General features: G+C 68.6%; 26 protein-coding genes. 11 read left to right on the forward strand and 15 right to left on the reverse strand.

Annotated features, from left to right (window positions below; genetic code table 11):
• Window positions 1-58: 58 nt before the first annotated feature.
• A complete protein-coding gene (hemE, locus tag ON20_RS16290) occupies window positions 59-1,114 on the reverse strand; it encodes a uroporphyrinogen decarboxylase (RefSeq protein ID WP_040836500.1) in 1,056 nt (351 codons plus the stop codon).
• A 273-nt stretch (window positions 1,115-1,387) separates the two neighbouring features.
• Here hemE and ON20_RS16295 point away from each other — a divergent pair, with 273 nt between their 5' ends.
• A complete protein-coding gene (locus ON20_RS16295; protein WP_040836636.1) occupies window positions 1,388-2,026 on the forward strand; it encodes a DUF3000 domain-containing protein in 639 nt (212 codons plus the stop codon).
• Window positions 2,027-2,047: 21 nt separating this feature from the next.
• Window positions 2,048-3,358, forward strand: a complete 1,311-nt coding sequence (locus ON20_RS16300) for a ribonuclease D (protein ID WP_040836501.1) — start codon at window positions 2,048-2,050, stop codon at window positions 3,356-3,358.
• Window positions 3,359-4,158: 800 nt separating this feature from the next.
• On the opposite strand, the gene dxs is transcribed toward ON20_RS16300, so the two are convergent.
• Window positions 4,159-6,063 carry a 1-deoxy-D-xylulose-5-phosphate synthase gene (dxs, locus tag ON20_RS16305; protein ID WP_040836502.1) on the reverse strand — a complete coding sequence of 635 codons (1,905 nt, stop codon included), beginning with the start codon at window positions 6,061-6,063 and terminating at the stop codon, window positions 4,159-4,161.
• Window positions 6,064-6,380: 317 nt separating this feature from the next.
• On the opposite strand from dxs, the gene ON20_RS16310 reads away from it, so the two are divergent.
• Window positions 6,381-7,073 carry an SIMPL domain-containing protein gene (locus ON20_RS16310; protein ID WP_040836503.1) on the forward strand — a complete coding sequence of 231 codons (693 nt, stop codon included), beginning with the start codon at window positions 6,381-6,383 and terminating at the stop codon, window positions 7,071-7,073.
• Window positions 7,074-7,093: 20 nt separating this feature from the next.
• Here the strand turns inward: ON20_RS16310 and ON20_RS16315 are convergent, their stop codons facing one another.
• Window positions 7,094-8,548 (reverse strand): class I SAM-dependent RNA methyltransferase, encoded by a 1,455-nt coding sequence (locus tag ON20_RS16315; RefSeq protein ID WP_040836505.1) that lies wholly within the window; start codon window positions 8,546-8,548, stop codon window positions 7,094-7,096.
• A gap of 25 nt (window positions 8,549-8,573) precedes the next feature.
• Window positions 8,574-10,571 carry an APC family permease gene (locus ON20_RS16320; RefSeq protein WP_040836506.1) on the reverse strand — a complete coding sequence of 666 codons (1,998 nt, stop codon included), beginning with the start codon at window positions 10,569-10,571 and terminating at the stop codon, window positions 8,574-8,576.
• A gap of 170 nt (window positions 10,572-10,741) precedes the next feature.
• On the opposite strand from ON20_RS16320, the gene ON20_RS16325 reads away from it, so the two are divergent.
• Window positions 10,742-11,413: a potassium channel family protein gene (locus ON20_RS16325; protein WP_040836507.1), complete on the forward strand. Its 672-nt coding sequence runs from the start codon at window positions 10,742-10,744 to the stop codon at window positions 11,411-11,413.
• A complete protein-coding gene (locus ON20_RS16330) occupies window positions 11,410-12,081 on the forward strand; it encodes a potassium channel family protein (RefSeq protein WP_040836508.1) in 672 nt (223 codons plus the stop codon). Before ON20_RS16325 ends, ON20_RS16330 begins: the two co-directional genes overlap by 4 nt.
• A 35-nt stretch (window positions 12,082-12,116) precedes the next feature.
• Here ON20_RS16330 and shbA read toward each other — a convergent pair whose 3' ends face one another.
• The 3 genes from shbA to ON20_RS16345 all read right to left on the reverse strand — a co-directional run bounded on the left by shbA (window position 12,117) and on the right by ON20_RS16345 (window position 14,245).
• Window positions 12,117-12,767 (reverse strand): RNA polymerase sigma factor ShbA, encoded by a 651-nt coding sequence (gene shbA, locus ON20_RS16335; protein WP_083864966.1) that lies wholly within the window; start codon window positions 12,765-12,767, stop codon window positions 12,117-12,119.
• Between the two features lie 120 nt (window positions 12,768-12,887).
• A complete protein-coding gene (locus ON20_RS16340; protein WP_040836509.1) occupies window positions 12,888-13,622 on the reverse strand; it encodes a DUF3159 domain-containing protein in 735 nt (244 codons plus the stop codon).
• Between the two features lie 218 nt (window positions 13,623-13,840).
• The gene (locus ON20_RS16345; protein ID WP_040836510.1) at window positions 13,841-14,245 is read right to left on the reverse strand and encodes an OB-fold nucleic acid binding domain-containing protein; all 405 of its coding nucleotides are present in this window, start codon (window positions 14,243-14,245) and stop codon (window positions 13,841-13,843) included.
• An 87-nt stretch (window positions 14,246-14,332) separates the two neighbouring features.
• Here ON20_RS16345 and ON20_RS16350 point away from each other — a divergent pair, with 87 nt between their 5' ends.
• A complete protein-coding gene (locus ON20_RS16350; protein ID WP_051162604.1) occupies window positions 14,333-15,097 on the forward strand; it encodes an alpha/beta fold hydrolase in 765 nt (254 codons plus the stop codon).
• Between the two features lie 42 nt (window positions 15,098-15,139).
• On the opposite strand, the gene ON20_RS16355 is transcribed toward ON20_RS16350, so the two are convergent.
• Both ON20_RS16355 and dut read right to left on the reverse strand, forming a co-directional pair.
• Window positions 15,140-16,117, reverse strand: coding sequence for a DUF3710 domain-containing protein (locus ON20_RS16355; protein ID WP_040836511.1), 978 nt, complete (start codon window positions 16,115-16,117; stop codon window positions 15,140-15,142).
• 4 nt (window positions 16,118-16,121) lie between these two features.
• Window positions 16,122-16,616, reverse strand: a complete 495-nt coding sequence (dut, locus tag ON20_RS16360; RefSeq protein ID WP_040836512.1) for a dUTP diphosphatase — start codon at window positions 16,614-16,616, stop codon at window positions 16,122-16,124.
• 52 nt (window positions 16,617-16,668) lie between these two features.
• On the opposite strand from dut, the gene ON20_RS16365 reads away from it, so the two are divergent.
• Window positions 16,669-17,184 carry a DUF3093 domain-containing protein gene (locus ON20_RS16365; RefSeq protein WP_051162606.1) on the forward strand — a complete coding sequence of 172 codons (516 nt, stop codon included), beginning with the start codon at window positions 16,669-16,671 and terminating at the stop codon, window positions 17,182-17,184.
• Window positions 17,185-17,196: 12 nt separating this feature from the next.
• Here ON20_RS16365 and ON20_RS16370 read toward each other — a convergent pair whose 3' ends face one another.
• Complete coding sequence (locus tag ON20_RS16370) at window positions 17,197-17,499, reverse strand: DUF4193 domain-containing protein (protein ID WP_040836513.1); 303 nt, start codon at window positions 17,497-17,499, stop codon at window positions 17,197-17,199.
• A 371-nt stretch (window positions 17,500-17,870) separates the two neighbouring features.
• Between ON20_RS16370 and cei the strand changes: the two genes are divergently transcribed.
• Window positions 17,871-18,551, forward strand: a complete 681-nt coding sequence (cei, locus tag ON20_RS16375; RefSeq protein ID WP_040836514.1) for an envelope integrity protein Cei — start codon at window positions 17,871-17,873, stop codon at window positions 18,549-18,551.
• 58 nt (window positions 18,552-18,609) lie between these two features.
• On the opposite strand, the gene ON20_RS16380 is transcribed toward cei, so the two are convergent.
• Window positions 18,610-19,509, reverse strand: coding sequence for an inositol monophosphatase family protein (locus tag ON20_RS16380; protein ID WP_086009006.1), 900 nt, complete (start codon window positions 19,507-19,509; stop codon window positions 18,610-18,612).
• A gap of 265 nt (window positions 19,510-19,774) precedes the next feature.
• Between ON20_RS16380 and ppgK the strand changes: the two genes are divergently transcribed.
• Both ppgK and ON20_RS16390 read left to right on the forward strand, forming a co-directional pair.
• Entirely contained in the window at window positions 19,775-20,533 is a 759-nt protein-coding gene (gene ppgK, locus ON20_RS16385; RefSeq protein WP_040836515.1) for a polyphosphate--glucose phosphotransferase, read from the forward strand.
• 168 nt (window positions 20,534-20,701) lie between these two features.
• Window positions 20,702-22,084 (forward strand): RNA polymerase sigma factor, encoded by a 1,383-nt coding sequence (locus tag ON20_RS16390; protein ID WP_040836644.1) that lies wholly within the window; start codon window positions 20,702-20,704, stop codon window positions 22,082-22,084.
• Window positions 22,085-22,174: 90 nt separating this feature from the next.
• Here the strand turns inward: ON20_RS16390 and eutB are convergent, their stop codons facing one another.
• The 3 genes from eutB to ON20_RS16405 form a co-directional block, all read right to left on the reverse strand.
• Entirely contained in the window at window positions 22,175-23,308 is a 1,134-nt protein-coding gene (gene eutB / locus ON20_RS16395) for an ethanolamine ammonia-lyase subunit EutB (protein WP_083864968.1), read from the reverse strand.
• 290 nt (window positions 23,309-23,598) lie between these two features.
• The gene (locus ON20_RS16400; protein WP_040836516.1) at window positions 23,599-24,072 is read right to left on the reverse strand and encodes a cation:proton antiporter regulatory subunit; all 474 of its coding nucleotides are present in this window, start codon (window positions 24,070-24,072) and stop codon (window positions 23,599-23,601) included.
• A 163-nt stretch (window positions 24,073-24,235) separates the two neighbouring features.
• Entirely contained in the window at window positions 24,236-24,595 is a 360-nt protein-coding gene (locus ON20_RS16405; protein ID WP_040836517.1) for a DUF952 domain-containing protein, read from the reverse strand.
• A 275-nt stretch (window positions 24,596-24,870) separates the two neighbouring features.
• Between ON20_RS16405 and ON20_RS38955 the strand changes: the two genes are divergently transcribed.
• Window positions 24,871-25,065: a DUF7455 domain-containing protein gene (locus ON20_RS38955; RefSeq protein WP_040791145.1), complete on the forward strand. Its 195-nt coding sequence runs from the start codon at window positions 24,871-24,873 to the stop codon at window positions 25,063-25,065.
• Between the two features lie 95 nt (window positions 25,066-25,160).
• Here ON20_RS38955 and ON20_RS16415 read toward each other — a convergent pair whose 3' ends face one another.
• Window positions 25,161-25,901 carry a TetR/AcrR family transcriptional regulator gene (locus ON20_RS16415; protein WP_040836520.1) on the reverse strand — a complete coding sequence of 247 codons (741 nt, stop codon included), beginning with the start codon at window positions 25,899-25,901 and terminating at the stop codon, window positions 25,161-25,163.
• Between the last annotated feature and the right edge of the window lie 119 nt (window positions 25,902-26,020).

Consider the following 26,020-nt stretch of genomic DNA (forward strand, 5'->3'; position numbering starts at 1 on the left):
GGAGCCGCTGCCGCCGCCCGATACCGGGCCCGGCCGCCCGCGTACCCCGGTCGCCGGGTCAGAGTTCGTGGACCAGCTGCACGAGGGCGGTCAGCACACCGGGATCGGTGTCCGGCAGTACACCGTGGCCCAGGTTGAAGATATGTCCGATGGCGCCCATCGTCAGCGCGGAGTCGGCCTCGTCGATGATCCGGCGGGCCTGTGCCTCCACCACGGGCCACCCGCCGAACAGCACCGCGGGATCGAGGTTGCCCTGCAGGGCCTTTCCGGGGCCGACCCGGCGCACGGCCTCGGTCAGCGGGAGCCGCCAGTCCACGCCGACCACATCGGCGCCCGCCTCCCCCATCGCGCCGAGCAGTTCCCCGGTGCCTACCCCGAAGTGGATGCGCGGCACCCCGGCATCGGCGATCTCGGCGAAGACCCGCTCCGAATGCGGCAGCACATGGGCGCGATAGTCGGCCTGCGACAGCACCCCGGCCCAAGAGTCGAACAGCTGGATCGCGTCCACTCCGGCCGCCAGCTGTTCCTGGAGGAACACGATGGTGATATCGGTGAGCACGCCGAGCAGTTCGTGCCAGGTCGCCGGATCGGCGTGCATCATCGCCTTGGTGCGCTCGTGGTTTTTACTCGGGCCGCCCTCGACCAGATAGGAGGCGAGTGTGAACGGCGCGCCCGCGAATCCGATCAGCGGGGTGTCGCCGAGTGCGTCGACCAGCAGCCGCACCCCGTCGGCGATCGCGCCGACCTCCTCGGGCCGCAGCCGCGGCAGCGCGCGCACGTCCGCGGCGGTGCGGACAGGTGAGGTGACCACCGGGCCGACGCCCGGGACGATATCGAGATCGATACCGGCCGCCTTGAGCGGGACCACGATATCGGAGAACAGGATGGCCGCGTCGACCCCGTGCCGGCGGATCGGCTGCATGGTGATCTCGCAGACCAGGTCGGGGTCGAAACAGGATTCGAGCATGCCGATACCGGCACGGACTTCACGGTATTCGGGTAGCGACCGACCGGCCTGGCGCATGAACCACACCGGTCGGCGACTGGGGACGGCGCCGGTGGCGGCGGCCAGGAACGGGGCATCGGTCAACCGGCGGCGGATATGAGTGCTCATCACCGCTTATCGTAGGCGGGCGCCGGCGCAGCGGGGGATTCGCACGCGGAAGCAGGGGCGCCGCCGGCGTCGGATCCGACCGTGGAACAAACCCGCGCCTGCCCTCGGACAGCCCGCGGAGACCACATCCGACACGGCGGGACGGAGAACCGGCAGCAGCACCCGAACGCGGCGAGGTGCGTTTACCATGAGATGCGCCCGGTGCACGTCGGCACCGGCCGGCCCGGCGCGCCTCCGACTGCGCCGGGTACTCGGGGTCTACCGTCGTTCACCGTGACACCGCTCGACTTCCGCGACGGCGCTGCACCGACCGAGGGCCCCGACGACGAACCCGCTTCATTTCGCGCCGCGATCGCGGCCATGGGTACCGCAACCGTGCATCCCCGGATCGAGCTGGCCCCGATCCGCCCTCCACAGCGCCTCGCGCCGTACTCCTACGCCCTCGGCGCCGAGGTCACCCACGACGAGACGTCGGCGGTGCCGGTCGATTCCGAGGGCGATGCCTTCGGCAGGCTCATCCTGCTCCACGATCCGAACGGCGCCGAGGCCTGGCACGGCACGTTCCGGCTTGTCGCCTATATCCAGGCCGATATCGATGGCTCGCTGGCCGCCGACCCGCTGCTGCCCGAGGTCGCCTGGAGCTGGCTGATCGACGCCCTGGAATCGCGTGACGAACCGTTCACCGCCCTCGGCGGCACGGTAACCTCGACGAGTTCGGTCCGCTACGGCGATATCGCGGGTCCACCGCGGGCCTATCAGCTGGAATTGCGGGCATCCTGGACGGCGCGTACGACCGAGATGCGACCGCATGTGGAGGCCTTCGGCGAAGTGCTCGCCTACGCGGCGGGCCTACCTCCGGCCGGTATCACCGATTTGCGGCCACAATCACACACCGATATCGACCGGCGGTGAGGGGACGTAAAGTCTTGCTCTATGCCGGTAGCAGAGGAGCCCGCCCGTCACCCTTCCGGTGACCCTTCGGGCGGGACAGCAGACTCCGCGGCGGTCCCGCTGCTCGCCCCGGCCGACGGCGTCCCTCCGGTGCTGTCCACCGCGGAAGCGGTCGCCATCGCCGCCAACCGCTTGGCTGCGGGCACCGGACTGCTCGCGGTGGATGCCGAACGCGCGTCCGGGTTCCGCTATTCGGCGCGTGCGTATCTGATCCAGTTGCGGCGGGCCGGGGCGGGCACGGTGCTGATCGACCCGATTCCGGTGACCGATGCGCTCGACCCCTTGGCCGCCGCGATCAACGGCCTGGAATGGGTGCTGCATTCGGCCGACCAGGATCTGCCCGGTCTGGCCGAACTGGGTTTACGGCCGGCCCGGCTGTTCGATACCGAACTCGGTGGCCGGCTGGCCGGTTTCGAACGAGTGGGATTGGCGGCCATGGTGGAACGGCTGCTCGGGCGGGCACTGCGCAAGGGCCACGGCGCGGCCGACTGGTCCAGTCGCCCCTTGCCGGCGGAGTGGCTCAACTATGCCGCACTGGATGTCGAACTACTGCTGGAGTTGCGTGACGCGGTCGCAGCGACACTGGCCGAACAGGGCAAAACGGATTGGGCCGACCAGGAATTCGAGCACATCCGACTGGTTGAACCCCCGGCCCCGAAGGCGGACCGCTGGCGGCGCACCTCCGGCATCCACGCCCTGCGCCGGGCCCGGCAACTGGCCATCGTGCGGGAGCTGTGGACCGCCCGGGACACCCTGGCGCGCAGCCGGGATGTGGCGCCGTCACGCGTCCTGCCCGACGCGGCCATTATCGCCGCGGCGGGCGCCGATCCGAAGACCATCGTCCAACTGCGGGCGCTGCCGGTTTTCGGCGGCCCGCGCCAACGCCGGTATTCGCGGGAATGGCTGGCCGCAGTGGAACGGGCCCGCGCCCTGCCGGACAACGAACTGCCGCCCCTGAGCCAGCCCTACGACGGCCCGCCACCGCCCAACCGTTGGGAACGCCGCGACCCGGCCGCCGCCGCCCGCCTGGCGCGCGCCCGCGCGGCCATGGCCGCCCTCTCGGAAGAGGTGTCGGTACCGGTGGAGAATCTGCTCGCCCCGGATCTGGTCCGTCGTCTGTGCTGGAACGGGTTGCCCCGCTACGATCACGGACCGGAATCACTGCCCGAGTTGATGCCCGCTATCGATGGTTTCCTGAAATCCCACGGCGCCCGGCCGTGGCAGCGTGACCTCGCTGTCGCTCGGCTCGCCGCCGCGCTGACCGGCCGACCGCCTCGGGATTTACCGGGATAACCCATTCCCGAAGGCGATAGGGATTGATCTGGATATACCGACGGAATTCCGGAAATCTTTCCGGACAGATAGGTCCGGGTTGCACGCGGACCTAACCGGCAGGCTTCTGAGTCGAGGAACTCAGAAGCAGAAGGTGACACTGCCGAAAGGTATGCACAATACGACTGATCCGCTCACAGGAGTGGGGGCCGACGGCGCGGAAGCCGTACTGGCCAAAGCCGCGGGAGCTGCTATAACACACAGGAACAAGGCCATGACGAGCGCAGCGACGGCCTTGGTCATTTTGGTTGCCATTTTGCGTACCTCGGTTCGGATAGTCCAATAATTCCGGCTCTCTTTTCATGACTATACGACGCAGCGGCCGACCGGGGAATACACCTTCGATATCACAATCCATAAATCTCGAGTCGGTCTACCGAGTGCATACGCAATCGTTGCACAATAGATGGCTGGGGATAATTTGGTCACGTTCCGGCTCGAATCGGGCGAGAGAAAATCACGGAATTATCGACATACTCCTCGCGACCATCCGATTCTCGGGGTTCGTCCCGGTAAGCGCGCCGCCTACTCTGCGGCGTCGTCTCTGCGTTACCGATCCCGGATGAGCCGAGAAGGCGGACCGCTCTGCCGGACCTCGGCACACGGCCGCTCCGATACCGTATTGGCGTCTGCTGAGCGATCGTGGCCCGAAAGCGCGGCGATACGGCCCCGATACGGACCGCCGGCCGACCGGCAGAGGCTCGCGCGGACCCGGGCCGCCTGCTCACGGGCGTACCGATCATCGCGGCGGCGATGCGAGATCAGCGCATCCCGGCGGTCAACCAGCCACTGATCCGACGGGCGATATCCGGAGCGGTGAGCCCCAGCTCCTGCCGCACCTGGGAGACGCTGCCGTGATCCAGGAACTGCTGGGGGATACCGAGGTCACGGGCGGGCACGTCGAGCCCGGCCGAACGCAGCCGCGCGGAGATACCGGAACCGATACCGCCGTGCAGGCCGCTGTCCTCGAGGGTCACCACCATACGGTGGTTCTCGGCGAGTTTGACGATGGTGTCGGAGACCGGCAGCACCCAGCGCGGGTCGACCACGGTGACGGTGATCCGCTCCGGCTCCAGCAGTTCGGCGGCCTGCAGGGCGGCGGGTACCAGCGAGCCGATGGCGACGAGCAGCACGTCACCGTGCTGGGTCCGCGCGGACGGGCCCTCCCGGTCCGGCACCCACAGCACATCCACCCCGTCGAGCCGTTCCACGGCCGGGATCTCGGCGACCACACTGCCTTTCGGGAAACGCAGCGTCGTCGGACCGTCGCCCACCGCCAGTGCCTCTCCCAACTCTTCCCGCAGTGTCGCGGCGTCACGCGGGGCCGCGACCCGCATACCGGGCACGATGCCCAGCAGTGACAGATCCCACATGCCGTTGTGGCTGGCGCCGTCCTCACCGGTGATGCCGGCACGGTCGAGCACCAGGGTGACCGGTTGTTTCAGCAGCGCCACATCCATCAGCAGCTGGTCGAAGGCCCGGTTGAGGAAGGTCGAGTAGACGGCCACCACCGGGTGCATCCCGCCGAGCGCGAGCCCGGCCGCCGACGCCACCGCGTGCTGTTCGGCGATACCGACGTCGAACAGCCGCTCCGGGAACCGTTCCCCGAACGCCGACAGTCCGGTGGGGCCGGGCATCGCGGCGGTGATGGCAACGATGTCGTCACGCCGCTGCGCGTGCTCGATCAGCTCCGCGGAGAACACCGAGGTCCAGCTCTCCGTTTTCCCCTTACTCACCGGGCTCCCGGTGAGTGGGTCGATCGGGCCGCAGGCGTGCATCTGATCGGCCACATGATTCTCGGCCGGTTCGTAGCCGTGGCCCTTCTGGGTGACCGCGTGCACCACCACCGGGCCACCGAAGTCCTTGGCATGCCGCAACGCGGCCTCCAACGCCATCACATCGTGGCCGTTCACCGGCCCGACGTACTTGATCCCGAGATCGCTGAACAGCTCCTGCGGGCTCACCGCGTCCTTGATACCGGCCTTTACGGCGTGCATCATCGAGTACGCCGAATCGCCGACCCGCGGGATGCTCTTGAGCAGGCGTTTCCCGGTGTCGAGCATATGTTCGTAGACGGGCTGGGTGCGCAATGCGGTCAACCGTTCGGCCAGTCCGCCGATGGTCGGCGCATACGAGCGGCCGTTGTCGTTGACGACCACGACCACCGGCCGATCCCGCGCCGCGGCGATATTGTTGAGCGCCTCCCAGCACATCCCGCCGGTGAGGGCGCCGTCCCCGACCACCGCCACCACATGCCGCCGCCGGCCGCTCAGCGCGAACGCCTTGGCCAATCCGTCGGCATACGACAGCGACGCAGAGGCGTGCGAGGACTCCACCCAGTCGTGCTCGCTCTCCGCGCGGGACGGGTACCCGGACAGCCCACCGCCACGGCGGAGAGTATCGAACCGGTCCTTGCGGCCGGTGAGGATCTTGTGCACATAGGCCTGGTGCCCGGTATCGAAGATCAGTGGGTCGGCGGGAGAGTCGAATACCCGGTGCAGCGCTATGGTGAGCTCGACCACGCCGAGGTTGGGGCCGAGATGTCCGCCGGTGACGGCGACCTTCTGCACCAGGAACTCGCGGATCTCGGCCGCGAGCTCATCCAGTTGCGATACGGTCAGCCGACGCACGTCTTCGGGTGTGTCGACCCGGGAAAGCACTCCCACCTGAACTCGCTCCCTCCGGATAGCGCATCTGATCCGACCAGTCTAGAAGCCACGCCCACCGGCTCGGCACCGACAACGGCCCGCCGCGGCCGACGATATCGGGCCGCGGCATACCCGCCCAGCCTAATGGACACCGTCGGAGCACGAGCCCGACCGTGGACCCCGCGACCGGTCGGAACAAGGGCGAAGATACGCCTAGAGTGGCCGACAGTGCCCGCGCGGACTCGGCAGGGCTCACAGGTGGATACGCCGAGCCGCGTCCGGGTCGCCGTGCGGCGAACGTCACCGGTCGTCGAGGCCGAGAGCGAGGAGACACCGTGAGCGAATACCAGCGGGATACGGCCGCTGCCCGAACCGGCACCGTCACCGTCTTCGGGCACGGCAGCGCCCGCCAGACCCCCGATCTACTGCGGTTCGTCGTCTCGGTGGAGACCCGGGCGAGCAAGGTCGCGCTCGCCTACGAGCGGGCCGGGCAGCGCGCGGCGGCGGTGACCGCGGCATTGCGCTCCGACGGCGTACCCGATGCCGATATCGGCACCACCGGTCTGTCGGTGCGCACGGAGACGGTGTGGTCGCAGGACGGCGGGGCGAAGATCACCGGGTATGTGGCGAGTTCGGCGCTCACCGTCACGCTGCGCGAACGGAGCGAGGACACCCGTCCCGGCCCGGCCGCGATCATCGCCCACTGCGTCGACGCGGGCGGCGACGACGTCCGTCTCGGCGGTCTCACCTTCACCTTCGCCGACGAGGAGGCGCTGCTGGCCCGGGCCCGCGATGCCGCCTGGGACACCGCCCGCGCCAAGGCCGAGCAGTACGCCCACCGCGCGGGCCGCCGGCTCGGTCCCGTGCTGGAGATCACCGAGAACACCTCCTCCGTCCCACCGACCGTGACCCCGGTCGCCCGGGCCCTGTCGGCCCCGGCGCCCCCCGGCGGGTCCGCATCGGTTCCGGTGGAACCGGGAGAGGGGGAACTGTCCGCCACGGTCCGCGTCACATGGCAACTGGATTGACGCGCGCCGGATTCGAGGCGTCAACGCTCCAGGAGCGCCAGGCATTCGACGTGGTGGGTGGCCGGGAAGGCGTCGAAGGCGCGTAGTTCGGTCGGGTGATAGCCCGCGGCACGGTAGAGGCTCAGATCACGGGCGAAGGCGGCGGGGTCGCATCCGATATGGACGATGCGGGCGGGTCCGGCGGCGGTGAGCGGTCCGACAACCGTTTTACCGGCGCCCGCCCGGGGTGGGTCCAGAACGACCACCCGAGGCGCCGGGCCGGCGGTGTGCTCGGTTACCCAGCGTTCGACACGTTGGGCGCGCAGGTCCAGCCAGGGCAGGTCGCGCAGGGCCGCGGCGCCGTCGGCGACAGCCGATGGAGCCGATTCGACCGCCAGCACCGACCCGGTCGGTCCCACCTGTTCGGCCAGGCGGGCGGCGAATACGCCGGCACCGCTGTAAAGATCCCACGCCCGATCCCCGGCGGCGAGATCGGACCACTGGGCCACCACATCCGAATAGCATTGCGCCGCGTCGCGATGCGCCTGCCAGAAACCGGTGGCCGAGACCTCCCAGCGGCGCCCCGCGACGTATTCGACCGCCCGGCCGCTGCCGCCGAGCACCCATTCCTCCCGGTGGGTATGGGTGGCGGCGCGGCGGGCCATGGCACGTCGGCGCTCCGCACCGCGCCGATCGGATCCCGCGATATCCGACGGGCGGGGCTCGCCGCCGTGATCGCTCCGGTGGTCGTCGGATGCTCGGGTATGGGGAACATCGGTGCGTTTGCCGGACGGCGGACCCGAGAAAGTCCGGCCGCCCGGACGCCGCACGGTGGCCGTGCTATCCGCCCGGTGACCGCGCCGGCCCCGTCGTACGCCGGTATCGATATCCGCCGGGGCGAGTTCGACGATATGCCGGATCCCCTCGGCGTCCACCGCCACCACCAGGTCGGCGCCGGGGGTCCACCGCCGCTCGGCGATACCGTCCAGCGCACCGGGTACCGGTTGGGGGCAGCGGAGGTCGGCGATCACCTCGGTACTGCGGTAACGGTGCGTTCCGGCGCGACCGGCGGCATCCACCGGGAGCCGGATACGAGTGCGCCAACCGCCGGTGCGGTCACCGAAGCCGGTGATCGGCTCCACGTCGATCTCACGGTCGATCCCGGCGATTCGGCGGAGCTGCTCGGCCACCACCGATGCCTTCAGCGCGCGCTGGGCCGCGGGTGTGGCATGGGAGAAATCACAACAACCGGCGCCACCCGGCCCTGCCACGGGGCAGGTGGCGGGCACTCGATCCGCGGACGGGTCGAGGATGTCGACGGCGTCGGCGCGGCAGAAGGCGCCTCCGGTGTCCTCGGTGACCCGCGCCAGCACCCGTTCGCCGGGTAACCCGTGCCGCACGAACACCACCCTGCCCTCGTACCGGGCAACGCAGAATCCCCCGTGTCCGGGCGGTCCGAGCCGCACGGGCAGGAGCCGGCCGCGCCAGTCGCTCACCGACCGCCTCCGATCCGGAGACGTGTCATGCTCCGTCCCCGTATCCGCGGCGCACCGCACCGGGCGCGCTGGGCTCGCCCTCGCCATAGGCTCTGGCCCGTGTAGAGGAGCTCAGCTGCCAGGGCACGCTGGTTACCATGACCCCGGGTTCGAACAGCAGCCTGCCCTTCAACCGCAGCGCGCTCTGGTTGTGCAGCAGCTGCTCCCACCAGTGTCCGACCACGTATTCGGGGATGAATACGGTCACCACATCGCGCGGGGCGTTCTTGCGCACCCGTTTCACATAGTCCAGTACCGGTTTGGTGATCTCCCGGTACGGCGATTCGACAACTTTCAGCGGCACAGTGATATCGCTGCGTTCCCATTCGCGTACCAGCTTCCTGGTGTCGTCCTCGTCGACATTCACCGTAATCGCCTCCAACGTGTCCGGGCGGGTGGCCCGGGCGTAGGCGAGGGCGCGACGGGTGGGCAGATGCAGCCGCGATACCAGCACAATGGAATGGGTCCGGCTGGGCAGCACCCCGTCCCATTCGTGTTCGTCCAGTTCTCGGGTCACCGAATTGTAGTGGTGGTGGATCATTTTCATCACCACGAAAATCACCGCCATGGTGAGGATCGCGATCCAGGCGCCCGCGAAGAATTTCGTCGCGAGCACAATCACCAGCACGGTTCCGGTGGCCAGCAGGCCGAGCGCGTTGATGACCCGCGAGCGCAGCATGTGCATGCGCTGTGCGGGATCGTTCTCGGTGCGCAACAGCCGGGTCCAGTGCCGCAGCATGCCGGTCTGGCTGAGAGTGAACGAGACGAACACACCGATGATGTAGAGCTGGATCAGCCGGGTGACCTCGGCGCCGAAGGCCACCACGAACCCCATCGCGGCGGCGGCCAGGAAGAGGATGCCGTTGCTGAAGGCGAGCCGGTCGCCGCGGGTGTGCAGCTGACGCGGCAGGAACCGGCTCTGCGCCAGCACCGAGCCGAGCACCGGAAAACCGTTGAACGCGGTATTCGCGGCCAATACCAGAATCAGCGCGGTCACCCCGGCCACGAAATAGAAACCGATCGGGAAGCCGCTGAATACCGCGTACGCGATCTGGGCGATCAAGGTTTTCTGCTGATATCCCTCGGGGGCACCCACCAATTGGGTTTCCGGGTGCTCGGCGATCACCGCGTGGATCTCCCGCGCCAGCACGATCATGCCGAGAAACAGCGTGATGGCGATGAGGCCGAGCATCAGCAGCGTGGTCGCGGCATTGCGCGATTTGGGTTTGCGGAATGCCGGCACACCGTTGCTGATCGCCTCCACGCCGGTGAGCGCCGCGCATCCCGAGGAGAACGCCCGTGCCAGCAGGAAGATCAGGGCCAGGCCGGCCAGATGTTCCTCCTGTGCCCGCAGTTCGAACGCCGCGGATTCGGCGCGCACCTCATGACCCAGTACGAAAATCCGGAACAGGCCCCAGATCAGCATGCCGAACATACCGGTGATGAACGCATAGGACAGCAGAGCGAATGTCCGGCCCGATTCCCGGATACCGCGCAGGTTCATGGCGGTGACCACGGCGATGGCGCTCACGGCGAACAACACTTTGTGCGCGGCGACGAAGGGTATCGCCGAGCCGATGGTGGAGGCGGCCGAGGCGATGGACACCGCGACGGTCAGCACATAGTCCACCAGAAGGGCACTACCCACCACCAGCCCGGCATTCCCGCCGAGATTGGTGGTGACCACCTCGAAATCGCCGCCGCCGGACGGGTAGGCGTGCACATTCTGTCGATAGCTGGCCACCACGATGGTGAGCACCCCGGCCACCATCAGGCCGATCCACGGCGAGAAGGAGTATCCGGCCAGGCCCGCCATCGACAGGACAAGGAAGATTTCCTCCGGGGCGTACGCGACCGACGACATGGCATCGGACGCGAAAACCGGCAGCGCGATCCGCTTGGGCAACAGAGTGTGGCCCAGTGAGTCACTTCGGAATGGCCGTCCCAAGAGCAGACGCTTGGTGGCGGTCGTCAACTTCGACACTGGAGGGAGCATAGGCGGAGTCGTCGGCGTCCGTTCGGCGACATCTCCGGTTCCCGGGTTTGCTCACATATCACAGGGGGAACGCGGGGGTGGGCGAGTTTGCGGGTACGGTTCGATCCCGGACGGACGAACCGGTCGGCCGCACGGAGTCGAAGGAGCGAGGATCCGCGGTGCACATAGTGATCATGGGGTGCGGGCGCGTGGGAGCGTCACTGGCTCGCACGCTGGTCCGACTGGGTCACGATGTCGCCGTGATCGACCGTGACGGGGATGCCTTCCGCCGCCTGGGCTCGGAGTTCTCCGGCCATCGGATACTGGGCGTGGGGTTCGACCGCGATGTGCTGGTCCGGGCCGGTATCGAACGGGCGGACGCGTTCGCGGCGGTGTCCTCCGGTGACAACTCCAACATCATCTCCGCACGGGTGGCGCGGGAGACGTTCGGTGTGCAGCGGGTGGTCGCACGTATCTACGACGCCAAACGTGCCGCGGTCTACGAACGCCTCGGTATCCCCACCATCGCCACCGTGCCCTGGACCACCGACCGTTTCCTGCACACCCTGCTCGGTGATGCGGGTACCACCACCTGGCGCGATCCCACCGGGACCGTCGCGGTCGCCCAACTGGTTCTGCACGAGGAGTGGTACGGCCGCACCGTGCAGGATCTCGAGCGCGTCACAGGCGCCCGGGTGGCGTTCATCATCCGGTTCGGCCAGGGTGTGCTGCCCGACGGCAAGACCATCGTCCAGGCCGACGACACCGTCTATGTGGCCGCGGCCTCCGGCACGGTCGGCGAGGCGGTCGCACTGGCCGGTAACCCCCCTGCGGACAAGGACTGGACATGAAGGTGGCCATTGCCGGAGCCGGAGCGGTCGGCCGCTCCATCGCCCGGGAACTACTGCGCGCGGGGCACAGCGTGATGTTGCTGGAGCGGCGACTCGACCATATCGACACCGAGGCCGCCCCGGAAGCGATCTGGGTACACGCCGACGCCTGCGAACTGGAACTGCTCGAGGGCGCGGGCCTGCAGGACTACGAGGTGGTCATCGCGGCGACCGGTGACGACAAGGCCAACCTGGTGCACAGCCTGTTGGCCAAGACCGAGTTCGGGGTGCGGCGGGTGGTGGCCCGGGTCAACGATCCGCGCAACGAATGGCTGTTCGACTCCGCCTGGGGTGTGGATGTCGCCGTGTCCACGCCGCGGCTGCTGGCCTCGCTGGTGGAGGAAGCGGTCTCGGTGGGCGATCTGGTCCGGCTGATGACACTGCGGCAGGGTCAGGCGAATCTGGTCGAGCTCACCCTCCCGCCGGATACCGTGCTGGCGGGTAAACCGGTGCGCAGTCTGCGGCTGCCCCGCGATACCGCGCTGGTGACGATCCTGCGCGGTGGGCGGGTGATCGTGCCGCAGCCCGACGATCCGTTCGAGGGCGACGACGAACTACTTTTCGTCGCCTCGGCCGAGGCCGAGGAGGAGCTGCGGTCGGCACTCGCGCCGCACGGCGTCACTCCCTGATCGGCATGTGGCCGGGAGCACCGGAGGAGACCCGCTCAGGAGATCTCCCGCACGCGGGCCCGCAGTTTGTTCAGGGCCCGGTGCTGCATCACCCGCACCACGCCGGGGCTGGTGCCGATCGCCTCGGCGGTCTGCGCCGCCGTCCAGCCCAGGATGAGGCGCATCACCAGCACTTCGCGATGCGCCGGGGCCAACGTCCGCAGAAGTTCTCCGGCGATACTGCTGCGTTCGGCGGCCAGTGTCCACTCCTCGGGCCCGGCGGCCGGCGACGGCATATCGGGCACGTTCGCAGTGGGGTACACCCGGTTCTGCTGGGAGTGGCGGAAGGCGTCGGCGACCTTGTTGGCCGATATCCCGTACACGAAGGCCAGAAATGATTTGCCCTGGTCCCGGTAGCGCGGAATGGCCTGCACGGTGGCCAACAGAATCTCCTGCGCCACATCGTCGACGGTTACCTGCAGATGGGCGGTATTGCTCATTCGGGCGCGACAGTAGCGCTGCACCAACGGATTGATCAGGCACACGATCTCCCCGGTCGCGGCCGCGTCGCCCGCGGCGGCGGCATCGATCCGGGATTCCAGTTCGACCGAGATGCGCCGGCTCTCCGATCGGGCCGTGTCATCGTGTCCTCGGCGCGCACCCGGGACCGTGGGCTGATGCGGCGCGTGTCGGCGTTCGGTAATCACAGGCCCTCGTCCTCTCGGCGGATCGTCGTGCACTACCGATCGTCCGATGAACGCGGGACGCGTAATAGGTACCTCAGGGTGGGTTCGTCCACACCCCTCCCGCTCCGATTGCGGAGGCGGTCAGGCGGTCTTGATGTCCGGGCGTGCGGAACGGTCGGACCGGGCGGGCAGATGCCCCGCACGGCGAACCGCCCATACCGTCACCACCAGCGCGACCGCGGTGAGCGGCCAACCCATGGCGATTCGGGCCACGGCCAGCAGACCGGTGTTGTCGGTGTCGTAGAAATGGTTCTGTACCAGGTAGCGCGCAGCGAAGACGAGCACCCAGGTCAGGGTCGCGACATCGTAGAGCCGCACCACGCGCCGCTCGGCGCGCCATTCGGTGCCGTGCCCGTTGAGTACCCCCCACACCACCCCGACCAGCGGCCACCGCACCAGAATCGAGACCCCGAAGGCGGCGGCGTATACAAGACTGGTGTAGATGCCGAACAGGAAGAACCCCTTGGCCTCCCCCATCCGCCAGGCGATGAACGCACAGATGCCGACCCCGAAGAAACCGGATATCGCCGGCTGCACCGGTTCGCGGCGCAGCAGCCGCCACACCAGGACCACGGCGGCCACACCCAGCGCCGACCAGAGCGCCGCGGTGAGTCCGGCCAGGGCGTTCACCGGGACGAACACCACCACCGGCAGCGTCGAATAGATCAGGCCGGCGATACCGCCCAGCTGTTCCAGCAGGGTCGGCCTCCCGCCCGCGCCGGTCTCGTCGGCGCCGCGATCAGATATGGAATAGGGAATGTCCGCAGCCCGGCGGTGCCGCGGGCGGGTGGGGGCGTTCTCATCGGTCGCCGGCATATTTGACCTCCTCCCCTCCTTGAAGAGGGGATTCCAACCCTCGCGAGTTGGGTTTCCTGTTTCACCGCAGTCAGCCGGAAGGGCTGGCCTTGTACAGTCTTACGTCCGCTCCGCAGGCGTTTTTCGTCTCCGCCGGCCCGGCGGCGACAGCCCTGGACTGTACCAGATGCGCTGACCTCCCGTCCGAACGCGGAGATTTGCGCGCTACATTCGCCGGGTCAGATGTTTCCGCGCAGTTCGTAGTAGGGGTTGTAGATCACCTTACGGCCGTCTTGGTCGCCCACGCGTCCGCGCACGAGGATGCGTCGTCCCGTTTCGATACCGGGTATACGTTTGCGACCGATCCACACCAGGGTGATGGCGTCGGTGCCGTCGAAGAACTCGGCCTGCACGCTCGCACCGGCGGACCGGGAGCAGGCCTCGACACTGCGCAACCTGCCCAGCATCGTCGCCTCCTCACCGCGTCGGCATTCCGAGGCCCGGCATGCTCCCGAGGCATCGGCCTTTTCCGCCAACTCCTCGGCGTCGAGCCTATCGATATCCTCGGTCAATCGGCGACCGAGCCTGCGAAAATATCCGGAGGCGGTACTGCCGCCCGCTTTTCTTCCTGCCGAGGAAGACATGGCTAGCTCTCCTGTGAGCGATGGCGTGGATCGCACGTCATCTGGTTTCCTGCCACGGCCCGGCTGTGGCCGCACCCGCCACTGTAGATGGGCCCGGCCGACACCGCTACGCTCACTCCGGTGTTCGATTCCCCACTCCCGGCGGTCCTCGTCGCCCTGCCCGGCAGCGGCTCCGACGCGTATTTCGCCCGACAGTCCTTCGCGGCGGCCTGCGCAGCGCGCGGAATCGAATTCATCGCCGTCGAGCCCGATTCGTCCGCCGTCGTCGACAGCTATCTCGCGGCTCTCGACACCGCCGCCGAGCGGGGACCGGTCCTGGCGGCGGGTGTCTCCCTGGGCGCCGCGGTGGCGCTGGACTGGTCGGGTCGCCGACCCGACGCCGCCACCGGGGTGATCGCCGCACTCCCGGCGTGGACCGGTCCGGATACCGCCGACTGCCCTGCCGCGCTCAGTGCCGCCACCACCGCGGCGCAACTGCGGGCCGAGGGCCTGGAACCCGTGGTCGAACGGATGCGGGCAGGCAGCCCGCGCTGGCTGGCCGAGGCGCTCACCCGTTCGTGGCGGGCGCACTGGCCGCTGTTGCCCGCCGCCTTGGAGGAGGCGGCGCAGTACAAATGGCCGGATGCCGAACAGCTGGAGACGCTGCCCGTTCCCATGGCGGTGATCACAGCCGTCGACGATCCGGTGCATCCGGCCGCGGTGGCCCGGGAATGGGCCCGCCGCGCGCCCCGCTCGACACTGATCGAAATCACGCTCGACGAGCTGGGCGCCGATCCGGCCGTACTGGGGCACACCGGGCTGGCCGCCTTCGACCGGCGGAGCTTCGGCCCCGGCGGTGCCGACGGCCACTGACACCAGGTGCCGGTGCACCGCGGCTCCGACCGATCGCTCGGTTCAGTTCCGGCGGAGCTGCTGCATCGCCGAGCCCTCGGCACCGCGGCGCGGTTGCTGGGACTGCGGGGATGGCAGCACCGCTCCCGGCGGTACCGTCCGGGCTGCCGCGGCCTGCGCCGCCGCGGCCTGCGCCGCCGCCAGCACCTGCTGCTGGTGGGCGGCGGCCAACTGCTCGGCGAGATCCTGCGGCAACACCACCGGCAGCGGTTCGCGGACCGGAAGCGCATCGGTGCCGCGCCGGACGACGGTTTCGTTCAGGACGGCGCGCGCCGCCGCGACCAATGGGCTGCCTGCATCGACGGCACCGGCCGGGCCGGCGGCCACCAGGCGAAGCATCCACCGGGAGCCGTCGACCCCGATGAACCGCAGATCGGCGTCATTGGTGCTCGCGAACAGTTCCCGGCCCCACGGCCCCTTCTCGACGGATACCCGTGACCCCTCCTTGCGCAGGGATTCCGCCAGGTCGGCGGCCACCGTCCGCCACTGCCCTCCGGATTTCGGCGCGGCGTAGGCGGCCACGGTGATACGGCCGTGTTCGGTGGCCAGATGTACCGCCTGTGGGGTGCCCTGAGGGGTCATCTCGACCTGCAGCTGTCCGCCCGGCGGCACCGGAAGGATCACCGAGCCCAGATCGAGGCGCTGATCGGCGATCTTCTCGAGTACATCGGCCACATCGTCGTAGTCGTAGGGCCCGCGCCGCTGTGGTTCGGTGTCGGGATCGTAGACGTCGTCCTCGTCGATGTCGTCGTAGTCGTCGTAGTTGTACAGCGGCCGGTCGTGGTCGCCATAGCCTGCCTCGACGTACCCGGTGTCGTCGTAACCTTCGGTGTAATCGCCCGCGTCGTCGTAGTCGCGCCGGTGATATCCGCCGGTGTCGTACTCGTCGTAGCCCGCCTCGTACTCGGCGTACTCGTCCGACCCGTACCGGGAGTCGGCCTCGGATCCGCGTCTGCCGCCGGATTTGCGTCGCCCGAACATCCCGTCATACCTCCTTGCCACGCGGATCCGCCGCGCCGCCGTGGGCCAGACTCGCGTGGCCTCCGCTGGAGCCGTATCCGCCGGCGCCTCGGGCGGACTCGTCGAGCCGGTCGACCTCGACGAAATCCACCAACTCCACCCGCTGTACCAGCAGCTGCGCAATACGGTCTCCGCGGCGCAACTCGATCGGCGAGCGTGGATCGTGATTGATCAGGCACACCTTGATCTCACCGCGATACCCCGCATCGATGGTTCCCGGCGTGTTCACCACCGACAAACCGGTCTTGGCGGCCAGGCCCGAACGTGGATGCACCAGCCCGACGGTGCCGATAGGCAGCGCGATGGCGACACCGGTACCGACCAGCACCCGCTCCCCCGGTTCCAGGATGACATCTTCGGTGGTGCACAGATCCACGCCCGCGTCGCCGTCATGGGCGCGCGTCGGCATCGGTATGCCGGGATCCAGCCGCAGCAGGGGAATGGGGGAAAGTGCGCTCACGTCCGATCAGCCTACGCGCAGCGACCGGGCGTTCGTCGCTTAGTGTTGAGTCGTGTCCGACCAGCCTCGACCCACCGATGCCGAACACCGCGCCCAGCCGGAAACACCCCACTACAGCGAGCGTCTGTGGGTGCCGTGGTGGTGGTGGCCGTTGGCCTTCGCGGTCACCGGTCTACTCGCCGCCGAGATCCATATGGGGGCGCCTGGTCTGCGTGCCTGGCTGCCGTATGTCCTGCTGCTCCCGGTCCCGGTCTGGGTGCTGTTGTGGTTGAGCCGGCACCGGGTCGAAGTGGCGCCGGATGCGTCCGGTACGCCGGAGCTACGAGTGGACCGGGCGCATCTGCCGGTTACCTTCGTATCCCGAGCGACCACGGTGGCGCCGACGGCCAAGAGCGCGGCATTGGGCCGCCAACTCGATCCCGCCGCGTACGTGCAGCATCGGCCGTGGGTCGGCACCATGGTGCTGTTGGTACTCGACGACCCCGACGACCCGACGCCGTACTGGTTGGTCAGTACGCGCCGACCCGCACGGGTCCTGGCCGCGCTCGGTCTGCCGAGCGCGGAATAACCTGCCGGCCGCTCAGGCCGCACAGTCCATGCAGATCATCTGCCCGCCCTTGTCGCTGGCCAGCCTGCTGCGGTGATGAACCAGAAAGCAGCTGGAACAGGTGAACTCATCCGCCTGCTTCGGGATCACCCGGACCGTCAGGACCTCTTCGGACAGGTCCGCACCGGGGAGTTCGAACGACTCCGCGGTATCGGATTCGTCGACGTCCACGACGGCGGACTGGGCCTCGTTACGCCGAGCCTTCAACTCTTCGAGCGAATCCTCCGAGACATCGTCGGTGTCGGTCCGCCGTGGTGCGTCATAGTCGGTTGCCATGTCGTATTCCCCTCGTCCTTACTCCGTATATCCCGGATCGGCCGCGCCGCCGACATCGACCGCGCGTGCCGCCCCGCCGGTGGTGCACATCACACGCGCACCGGTCCTCTATCAGCACGGATTCATCTATCCCGTACCCGATAGCGTTCGGTCAACGCACGACATGCCCTGCTTGTTCCCGCGACCGAGCACCGTATTACTCGCCGATGTTTCGATCTGGGCGGCCAGACAATAGCGGACGGCGGGACAAAAAGGGCAACCGAAACCCAGAAGTGTCGTAACCGACGGTCAATCGACACCGTTACCGGCACGCTCCGATACACCGGGCGGGCATCGCATGCGCGACGGACACATTTACGTAGAGTGAGCGAGTGGTTTCACTGATCACCGAAGGCAGCGCGACGGACGAGCAGGGCCGTCCCTTCATCCGCCGGCGAATGCGGCCGTGGCTGATCTTGCTCGCGGTACTCGTCCTGGTCTGCGGCATCGTCTGGGTCAAGGCGCTCACCACCGCGGACGAGAGCTATACCGCGATGAGCTGTAATTCGCCCAGCCCGGCGACCGGCCCGGATGCCCAACCCCAACCCCTGCTCGGCCAGCGAGTGGGCACGAGCCGGCTCCAGGATGTGGAACCCGCCCCGTTGGCCGAGACGAAGGTGCGCGTGCTCAACGCCAACAACCAGCGCGGCCAGGCCGCCCATGTCGCCGCCCAGCTCGGTGACCTCGGTTTCGGCAGTGTGCCCGGCGATCCGTACGGCAACGATCCGATATACGCCAACGGCGATCTGGAGTGCACCGGTCAGATCCGGTACGGAGTGAACGGCCGCCCGGCCGCCGCAGCCGTGCAGCTGGCCGCGCCGTGCGCAGAGCTGATCGAGGACAAACGTGAGGACACCACGGTGGATCTCGTCCTCGGCTCGCTGTTCGGCGGTGACGTGCGGCCGAACAACGACGCCGCGGAGGTGCTGCGGTCGCTGAAGAACCCGGTGACCGGCACCAACCCGGCGATCGATCCCGATCTGCTCGCCGCCGCGCGACACGCGCGCTGCTGACTCCGACGACCGGGGCGGACACCGACGGCCGGGGCGGCAGCGCCCGCCGATCCCGGCCTCAGGACTCCGGGATCGGCTCGCTCAGTCCCAGACGGTCGAACACTTCGAGCAGTTCGGTGCCGATACCCGGTGCCGCGGCCACCACCAACGCGCCGGTCGAGCCGGGAGTGGCCGCGGGCGGCAGCCGCAGCATTGCCCCCGCTTCGGCGGCGATCAGCGCTCCCGCCGCCCAATCCCACGGATTCAGGCCGTGCTCGTAGTGGGCGTCGACCCGGCCCTCGGCGACCATGCACAGATCCAGCGCCGCGGCGCCGATCCGCCGGATATCGCGGATATGCGGCATCAGTTCGGCGGCCAGGGCGGCCTGCCGGGCCCGGCGCCCGGCGCCGTAACCGAAACCGGTGGCAACCAGGGCCATCCGTACCGACCGCACCGAGGTGCAACGCAGCGGGACAAGACTCCCATCCGGTTCGACCCGTTGGGCGCCCAGTCCGCGGGCCGCTCGGTAGGTCACGGCCGCGGCGACATCCACGACCGCGCCCGCCACCGACCGTCCGCCGCGCAGGGCGGCGACCGATACCGCGTAGGCGGGGATGCCGTAGAGGAAGTTCACCGTCCCATCGATCGGGTCCACCACCCAGACCACCGCGTCGTCTCCGGCGGCGCCCAGGTCCCCGCCGCCCTCCTCGCCGAGAATGTGGTCGGCCGGCCGCAGTCGGGCCAGTCCGTCGCGGATGAGCTGCTCGGTCTCGGTATCCACGACGGTCACCGGGTCGGTCGGGGTGCTCTTGGCGCGGACCGCATCGGCGACGGAACCCGGTTCCCCGAACACCTCGGGACGGCGGGCCCGTACATGGGCGGCGGCGGTTTCGGCCAGCCGCACCGCGATCCGGCGCAGTTCGACCGCGTCGGCGGGGACGGGTTCGGCAGCGGGCTCGCGGGTACTGGCACGGGTCATCGATTCCGACACGCATTCCATCGCAGCACAGATCCTGCGGCCCGGGCCACGGCGCGCGCACATTAGTCTTGTCGTGCACGACACACAGCGGCCGAGCGCCCGCCCCTCGAAGGCGGCATCACGGCGGGTCGGTGCAGGGCAGCGAGGCCACGGAGCGGGTACAGCCGTGATCGGACATCCCTTCGCGCCCGGCGGCCGTCGCGGAGCCCGGTGCGGCGTGCGGATACCAGCCAGATCAGCCTGCACAGGGAACGAGGGAACCGTCATGTCCGGTCGGGGGCACGCATTCGGTATCGATATCGGAGGGAGCGGCGTCAAAGGCGCCGCGGTGGACCTGGCCACGGGCGAACTCCTGCACGAACGCATCAAGATCGCCACCCCCCGGCCCGCGACCCCCGACGCGGTGGCCGATACGGTGGCGCGGCTGGTGGCCCGGGCGGGCTGGGATGGACCGGTCGGGATCACCCTGCCGTGTGTCGTGCTCGACGGAACCGCGCGGACCGCGGCCAATGTGGACCCGGCCTGGATCGGCACCGACGCCCGCACCCTGTTCACCAAGGCCCTCGACGACCGCCGGGTGACCGTACTCAACGACGCCGACGCCGCGGGCCTGGCCGAGGACCGGTATGGCGCGGCCCGGGAATTCGACGGCCTGGTGCTGTTGTTGACCTTCGGGACCGGAATCGGTTCGGCGCTGCTGCACAATGGCACGTTGGTCCCCAACAGCGAACTCGGCCACCTGGAGGTGGGCGGAACGGAGATCGAACACCGGGCCGCGGCCTCGATCAAGGACCGCGACGGCCTGTCCTACCCGGAATGGGCGCAGCGGGTGAGTACCGTGCTGATCGGCTTGGAAAACCTGTTCTGGCCGGCGGTCTTCGTCGCGGGTGGTGGAATCAGTCGCGACGCCGACCAGTGGATACCTCGGCTGACCAACCGGACACCGGTTATCCCCGCCGTCCTGAGGAACACCGCAGGCATCGTTGGCGCGGCCATGGCCATCGACGCCGGAATCGCACCCTGAAGTTGCACGCCACGCGGACAAAGGCACACTGATTGGATCGTTACAATGGAATTGCCCGGCGGTGAGCCGGAGACCCGACCGGCGCAGGGCCGGTGTAACCCGACAGACCGCTCCGCCGGAAACCTACTCTGGCGTGACGCCGCACGAGACCGTCACGAAAGGGCGTACGTGGTAGCCACGAATACCCGTCAGACAGCCGAATCGGCCGACGCCGACACCACAGAAGTCCCCGCGCGTCCGGCCCGCAAGACCGTCGCCAAGAAGGCGCCGGCCAAGAAGGCCGCGGCGAAGAAGGCGACGGCGAAGAAGGCTGCCGCCAAGAAGGCCCCCGCCAAGAAGGTCCCGGCGAAGAAGGCGACCACCAAGAAGGCGGCGGGCAGCGAACCCACCGATGAGCCACTCGACGACGAGTCGCTGGACCTCGAGGATCTCGGCGATCTGGAGGTGTCCGAGGACGACCTCACGGCCGAGGGCGAGGACCTCGTCGAGGATGTCGCCGAGGAGGCCGAGGAAGAAGCCGACGAGGCGGCCGCGGAGCCCAGCGCGGCGGACAAGGCCTCCGGTGATTTCGTCTGGGACGAGGAGGAGTCCGAAGCGCTGCGGCAGGCACGCAAGGACGCCGAACTCACCGCCTCCGCCGACTCGGTGCGCGCCTACCTCAAGCAGATCGGCAAGGTCGCGCTGCTCAACGCCGAGGAGGAGGTGGAACTCGCCAAACGGATCGAGGCCGGCCTGTACGCGGCGGAGAAGATGCGCGAGTTCACCGAGTCCGGCGAGAAGCTGCCGGTGACCGTGCGCCGCGACTACAACTGGATCATCCGCGACGGCAACCGCGCCAAGAACCATCTGCTGGAGGCGAACCTGCGCCTGGTGGTCTCCCTCGCCAAGCGCTACACCGGCCGCGGTATGGCGTTCCTGGACCTCATCCAGGAGGGCAACCTGGGTCTGATCCGCGCGGTGGAGAAGTTCGACTACACCAAGGGCTACAAGTTCTCCACCTATGCCACCTGGTGGATCCGGCAGGCCATCACCCGCGCCATGGCCGATCAGGCGCGCACCATCCGCATCCCGGTGCATATGGTCGAGGTGATCAACAAGCTCGGCCGTATCCAGCGTGAGCTGCTCCAGGACCTGGGCCGCGAGCCCACCCCGGAGGAGTTGGCCAAGGAAATGGACATCACGCCGGAGAAGGTCCTCGAGATCCAGCAGTACGCGCGCGAGCCGATCTCCCTCGATCAGACCATCGGCGACGAGGGCGACAGCCAGCTCGGCGATTTCATCGAGGATTCGGAGGCCGTGGTCGCGGTCGACGCGGTGAGCTTCACCCTGCTGCAGGACCAGCTACAGTCGGTGTTGGAGACGCTGTCCGAGCGTGAGGCGGGCGTGGTGCGGCTGCGGTTCGGGCTCACCGACGGCCAGCCGCGCACCCTCGACGAGATCGGTCAGGTGTACGGCGTCACCCGCGAACGTATCCGCCAGATCGAGTCCAAGACCATGAGCAAGCTGCGTCACCCCAGCCGCTCACAAGTGCTGCGCGACTACCTGGACTGACGGCACAGTCATTGCATATCGTCACCGTCTCGGCCCCCGGATACCCTCCGGGGGCCGAGACGTTCCGGCAAGCGCTCGCACCCGGCTCGACTACGGCCGGTCCGACTCGGCGGCAGCCGACCGGCCCTGCTCCGGGTCCGCACTGCCGGACACGGGCTTCGGCATCACGTTCGGCTCCGGTAGGGAGTCGCGGGAGGTGTCCTTCAGGTCCACACCGGAACGCCCGAGCCGGCGGGCGCCGGCGATCAGGCCCGCCACCACCACCGCGGCGTATACGTAGCCGAGCCCGTCGGGCGGATGGATATTGGACACGCAGTTGCGCTCGGCATCGGTGCGTCCCGGCCGGGGACGGTGGGTGAGATAGATACCGAGGCTGTCGGCCACCGAGAGGCCCGGACGTTCCCCGATCAGCACCAGCACCAGGTTCACGCCGAACGACGCGTTCGCGCTCTCGGTCCCCGCGACGGGCTGGAATACCACATCCACCGGGGCACCCGCCTCGATGAGACCGAGGGTGGTCACATGGGACAGCACACACGACTGCGCCGGGATGTCGAAGCGGGTGCGGACCTCGTCGAGCAGTTCGAGCAGATCGGCGGTGGCCCGGGAGGAGTCGGTCACCGGGTTGATGCCGATAACCGCGTCACCGCAGCCCAACAGCAGCCCGTCCGGCACCGCCGCGGCGATTCCGCGCGGATCGTCGGTCGGATGGTTGGGCTGCAGCCGGGTGGCGAGCGTTCCCGGTGTGCCGATGGTGGTGCGGAATGCCGCGTGCACACGCGTGGCCCGGGCGACGGCGATGAGGTCCGGGTCGCGCATGATCTCGCCGACGGCGGCGACCATCTCCGGAGTGAGCCCCGGGGCCACGGCACCGAGCGTGTCGGCGGGATCGGTGCCATCCTCGCCGGCGGCGACCGAGAGCAGCCAATCCCGCAGTCCGCCCACTGTGAGGTGGGCTGTCCGCGCGAGCGCGGCTCGGTCATGGGTGTCGATGATCAACCGGGTGATCTCGTCGGTTTCGTACGGAACCACGGGGTCGTCCAGAAACTCCGTCAGCGGCACATCGGCCGGCGCCCACTGCGCCGCCGCCCGTTCGGCGTCGGTGGCCGCCGCGCAGCCGGCGAGTTCGTCAGCGCTACGCCGTGGGGTGGCCTTGGCCGGCAGTTCGACCAGGCCGTCGAACCGGTAGCCGGAACCATCCAGCCGCTGGGTGTAACGAGTCATTCCAGACCCCTTTCCGCTCGGGCGAGGACCGCGGCCTTCGGGCGAGGACCACGGACTCCTCGTCCGCGACCCGGCCACCGGGCGCATGCGGTTGTAGCGACCGAAGTACAGCCTGAAGGCGCAGAAGAACCAGATGGCGAACGGGAAGGGCGCCCGGATGCCGAGCACCCGAACGGCAGCCACGATGGTCCGCCGGTCTGGCGGTCCGGCCGGCGGCCCGTGCGAGAAAACCCGGTACGAACAGGATCGCGCCCAGCTCCATGAGAGCGAGCGCGGTCGCGGCCACCGGGTCAGCCGTGCGCGAGGATCTTCACCGCGGCATCCAATCCATCGGGTGTGCCGATCACCACGAGCAGATCACCGGCGGCGAAGGTGAAGTCGGGGCCCGGCGACGGATGCACCTGACCGGCCCGCATGACCGCGACGATGGAGGCCGAGGTCCGCGTTCGCATGGCGGTCTCGCCCAGCGTGCGGCCGCTGTAGGGCGAGGTGTCGACGAGGGGCAGCTGGCGGGTGACGATGCCGGGCAGATCACCCTCCCGGTGGGCGATCAATTGCGGCGCGCCCAGCAGGTTCGCCAGGACCGAGGCTTCGTCACTGTCCAGGGGAATCTGCGCCGCGCAGGCATCCTGATCGTCGGACTTGGAGACGATCAGGTCGATATCGCCGTCCCTATGCGCGACGACCCCGATTCGGCGACCCGAGCGGATCTCGAAATCCTTCCGCACCCCGATGCCGGGTAGTGCTGTGACATCGACGTTCACGCCTCCAGCCTAGCCTCCGGCAAACACCTCCGCCGTATGGCCGATCGACACATTTCCGGTGGTGAGCGGGGGATTTCGCCGAGCGCGACCCGGCCGCGATCCCCGTGGTCCGGGTTGGACCTCGCAGGATCCGGTACGGCCGCGGCACCGGCTCCTTCAACGGTCAGTCGGATAGGGGCGCGAACGCACCGTCCGGGCCGGGACGATAGTCCTCGACCGCGATCACCGCGGCGGCCGGCAACGGTCCGTACAGATGCGGGAAGCGCATGTGCGGGTCGTCACCCGGTGCGCCCGGCTCCCAGCGCACCGCGGCGTCCAGGCGGGTGGGGTCCAGACGCAGCAGCACCAGATCGCGGCGACCGGCGAACAACCGATTGGCGGGCAGGTGAAGCTGCCAGGGCGCGGACAGGTGGACGAAACCCTCGGTGGTCAGGGAAGGCGGCCGATGCGCGCCGGTCTCCTGTGCGGTTCGCCATTCTGTGGCCGTACACAGATGAACCAGGGTGTGAGTGTCGGGGGTCACGGGTAGTCTCCCGGTAGACAACTTGGATCGGCCTGTTCGTATGGGTGTTGCGAGCGGTTTTCCCGAGCCGACCGGAGGTTTTCGCCGAAAGCGAAAACCGCTGGTCGTGTAAGGGAAAACACATTGTTTCCCCGAGGGGAACAAAGCCCCCGTCCCGAACGTCTGACAGAGTAGTCATACCCCTGCTGGGAAGCAGCGGAAGCGAGCCCGCGGAGTGACCACGGGCCCCACACCAGGTGAACGGTTTGTGTGCCGGGAGCCAGGACGGAGGAGTCATGCCAGGAACCCTGACCAGCACCCCACTGACCGCGGTTGATCGTTGTGATCGTTGCGGCGCGGCTGCTCGTGTGCGTGCCGTTCTGCCCGCAGGTGGCGAGTTGCTCTTCTGCCAGCACCACGCGAACGAACATATGGATCGGCTCCGTGAGCTCGATGCCGTGATCGACACGGAATCCGCTCCCGCGATCTGACCCGTCCTCGCGTCCGACACAACAACATCGCACAACAGAACAGACAGCCGAATAAAGCCCGTGGCGGACGACCTCCAGGTCGTCCGCCACGGGCTTTATTCGTCCAGGATGCCGTCCAGCAGACGGTCCAGGCCGTACTCGAACTCACCGTCCGGGTCGCCGGGCGCCCGATACAACTCGCCGACCGCGGCACCGACACGGGCCGCCAGGGGAAACTCGTCGGCGGGCATGAGCCGGGTCAGCAACGGCCCGTGCGCTTCCCACCAGCGGGCATCCGATATCTCCCGGGCATCGCGCGCCGCGGCGAGAGCCATCCGGGTATTGCCGGTGGCGAATTCCGACAGCACCGCGATCACCCGGTCCATATGCACATCGCTGAGCCCCAGCCCGTCCACGGCCGCCAGGTGGCGCTCGTAGCGCCGCATCCGTCCCGGTCCGAGCACCAGCCGCCACGGCGATATCTCGAGCAGCCAGGGGTGGGCGAGCAGTTCGTCCCTGATCTGACGCGCGACCGCGGCCAGCCGGGCACGGGCGGGCAGTTCGGGCGGAATCGGCACGTCCTCGTCGGCGACGGCGTCGACCATGAGTACGGCGAGCGCGTCCTTGCTCGGAACATAGGTGTACAGGCTCATCGGCCGCAGGCCGAGTTCGGCCGCGACCATGCGCACCGAGACCTTGTCATAGCCGTCGCGGTCGGCCAATCCGATCGCGGCGGCCACCACCTCGTCCACGCTGACCGTCTGTTTGGGCCCGCGACCACCGGTGCGGGGCGGTAGTTCATGCCGCCACAGCAGGTGTAACAGGGTGTGCGCCCGTTCGGCGGTCGGGTCGGTCATCGGGAGTCCTTCGGCTGTGCGAGGTATCGGGCCGGTCATGCGCCGGCCCTGGGGAACAAAGACGGTACGGTGTACGTTGTTCCGATACTACGTACGCTACACGACGATTCTAGGGGTGC

The sequence above is a fragment of the Nocardia brevicatena NBRC 12119 genome (assembly GCF_000308495.1).
GTDB classification, from domain to species: domain Bacteria; phylum Actinomycetota; class Actinomycetes; order Mycobacteriales; family Mycobacteriaceae; genus Nocardia; species Nocardia brevicatena.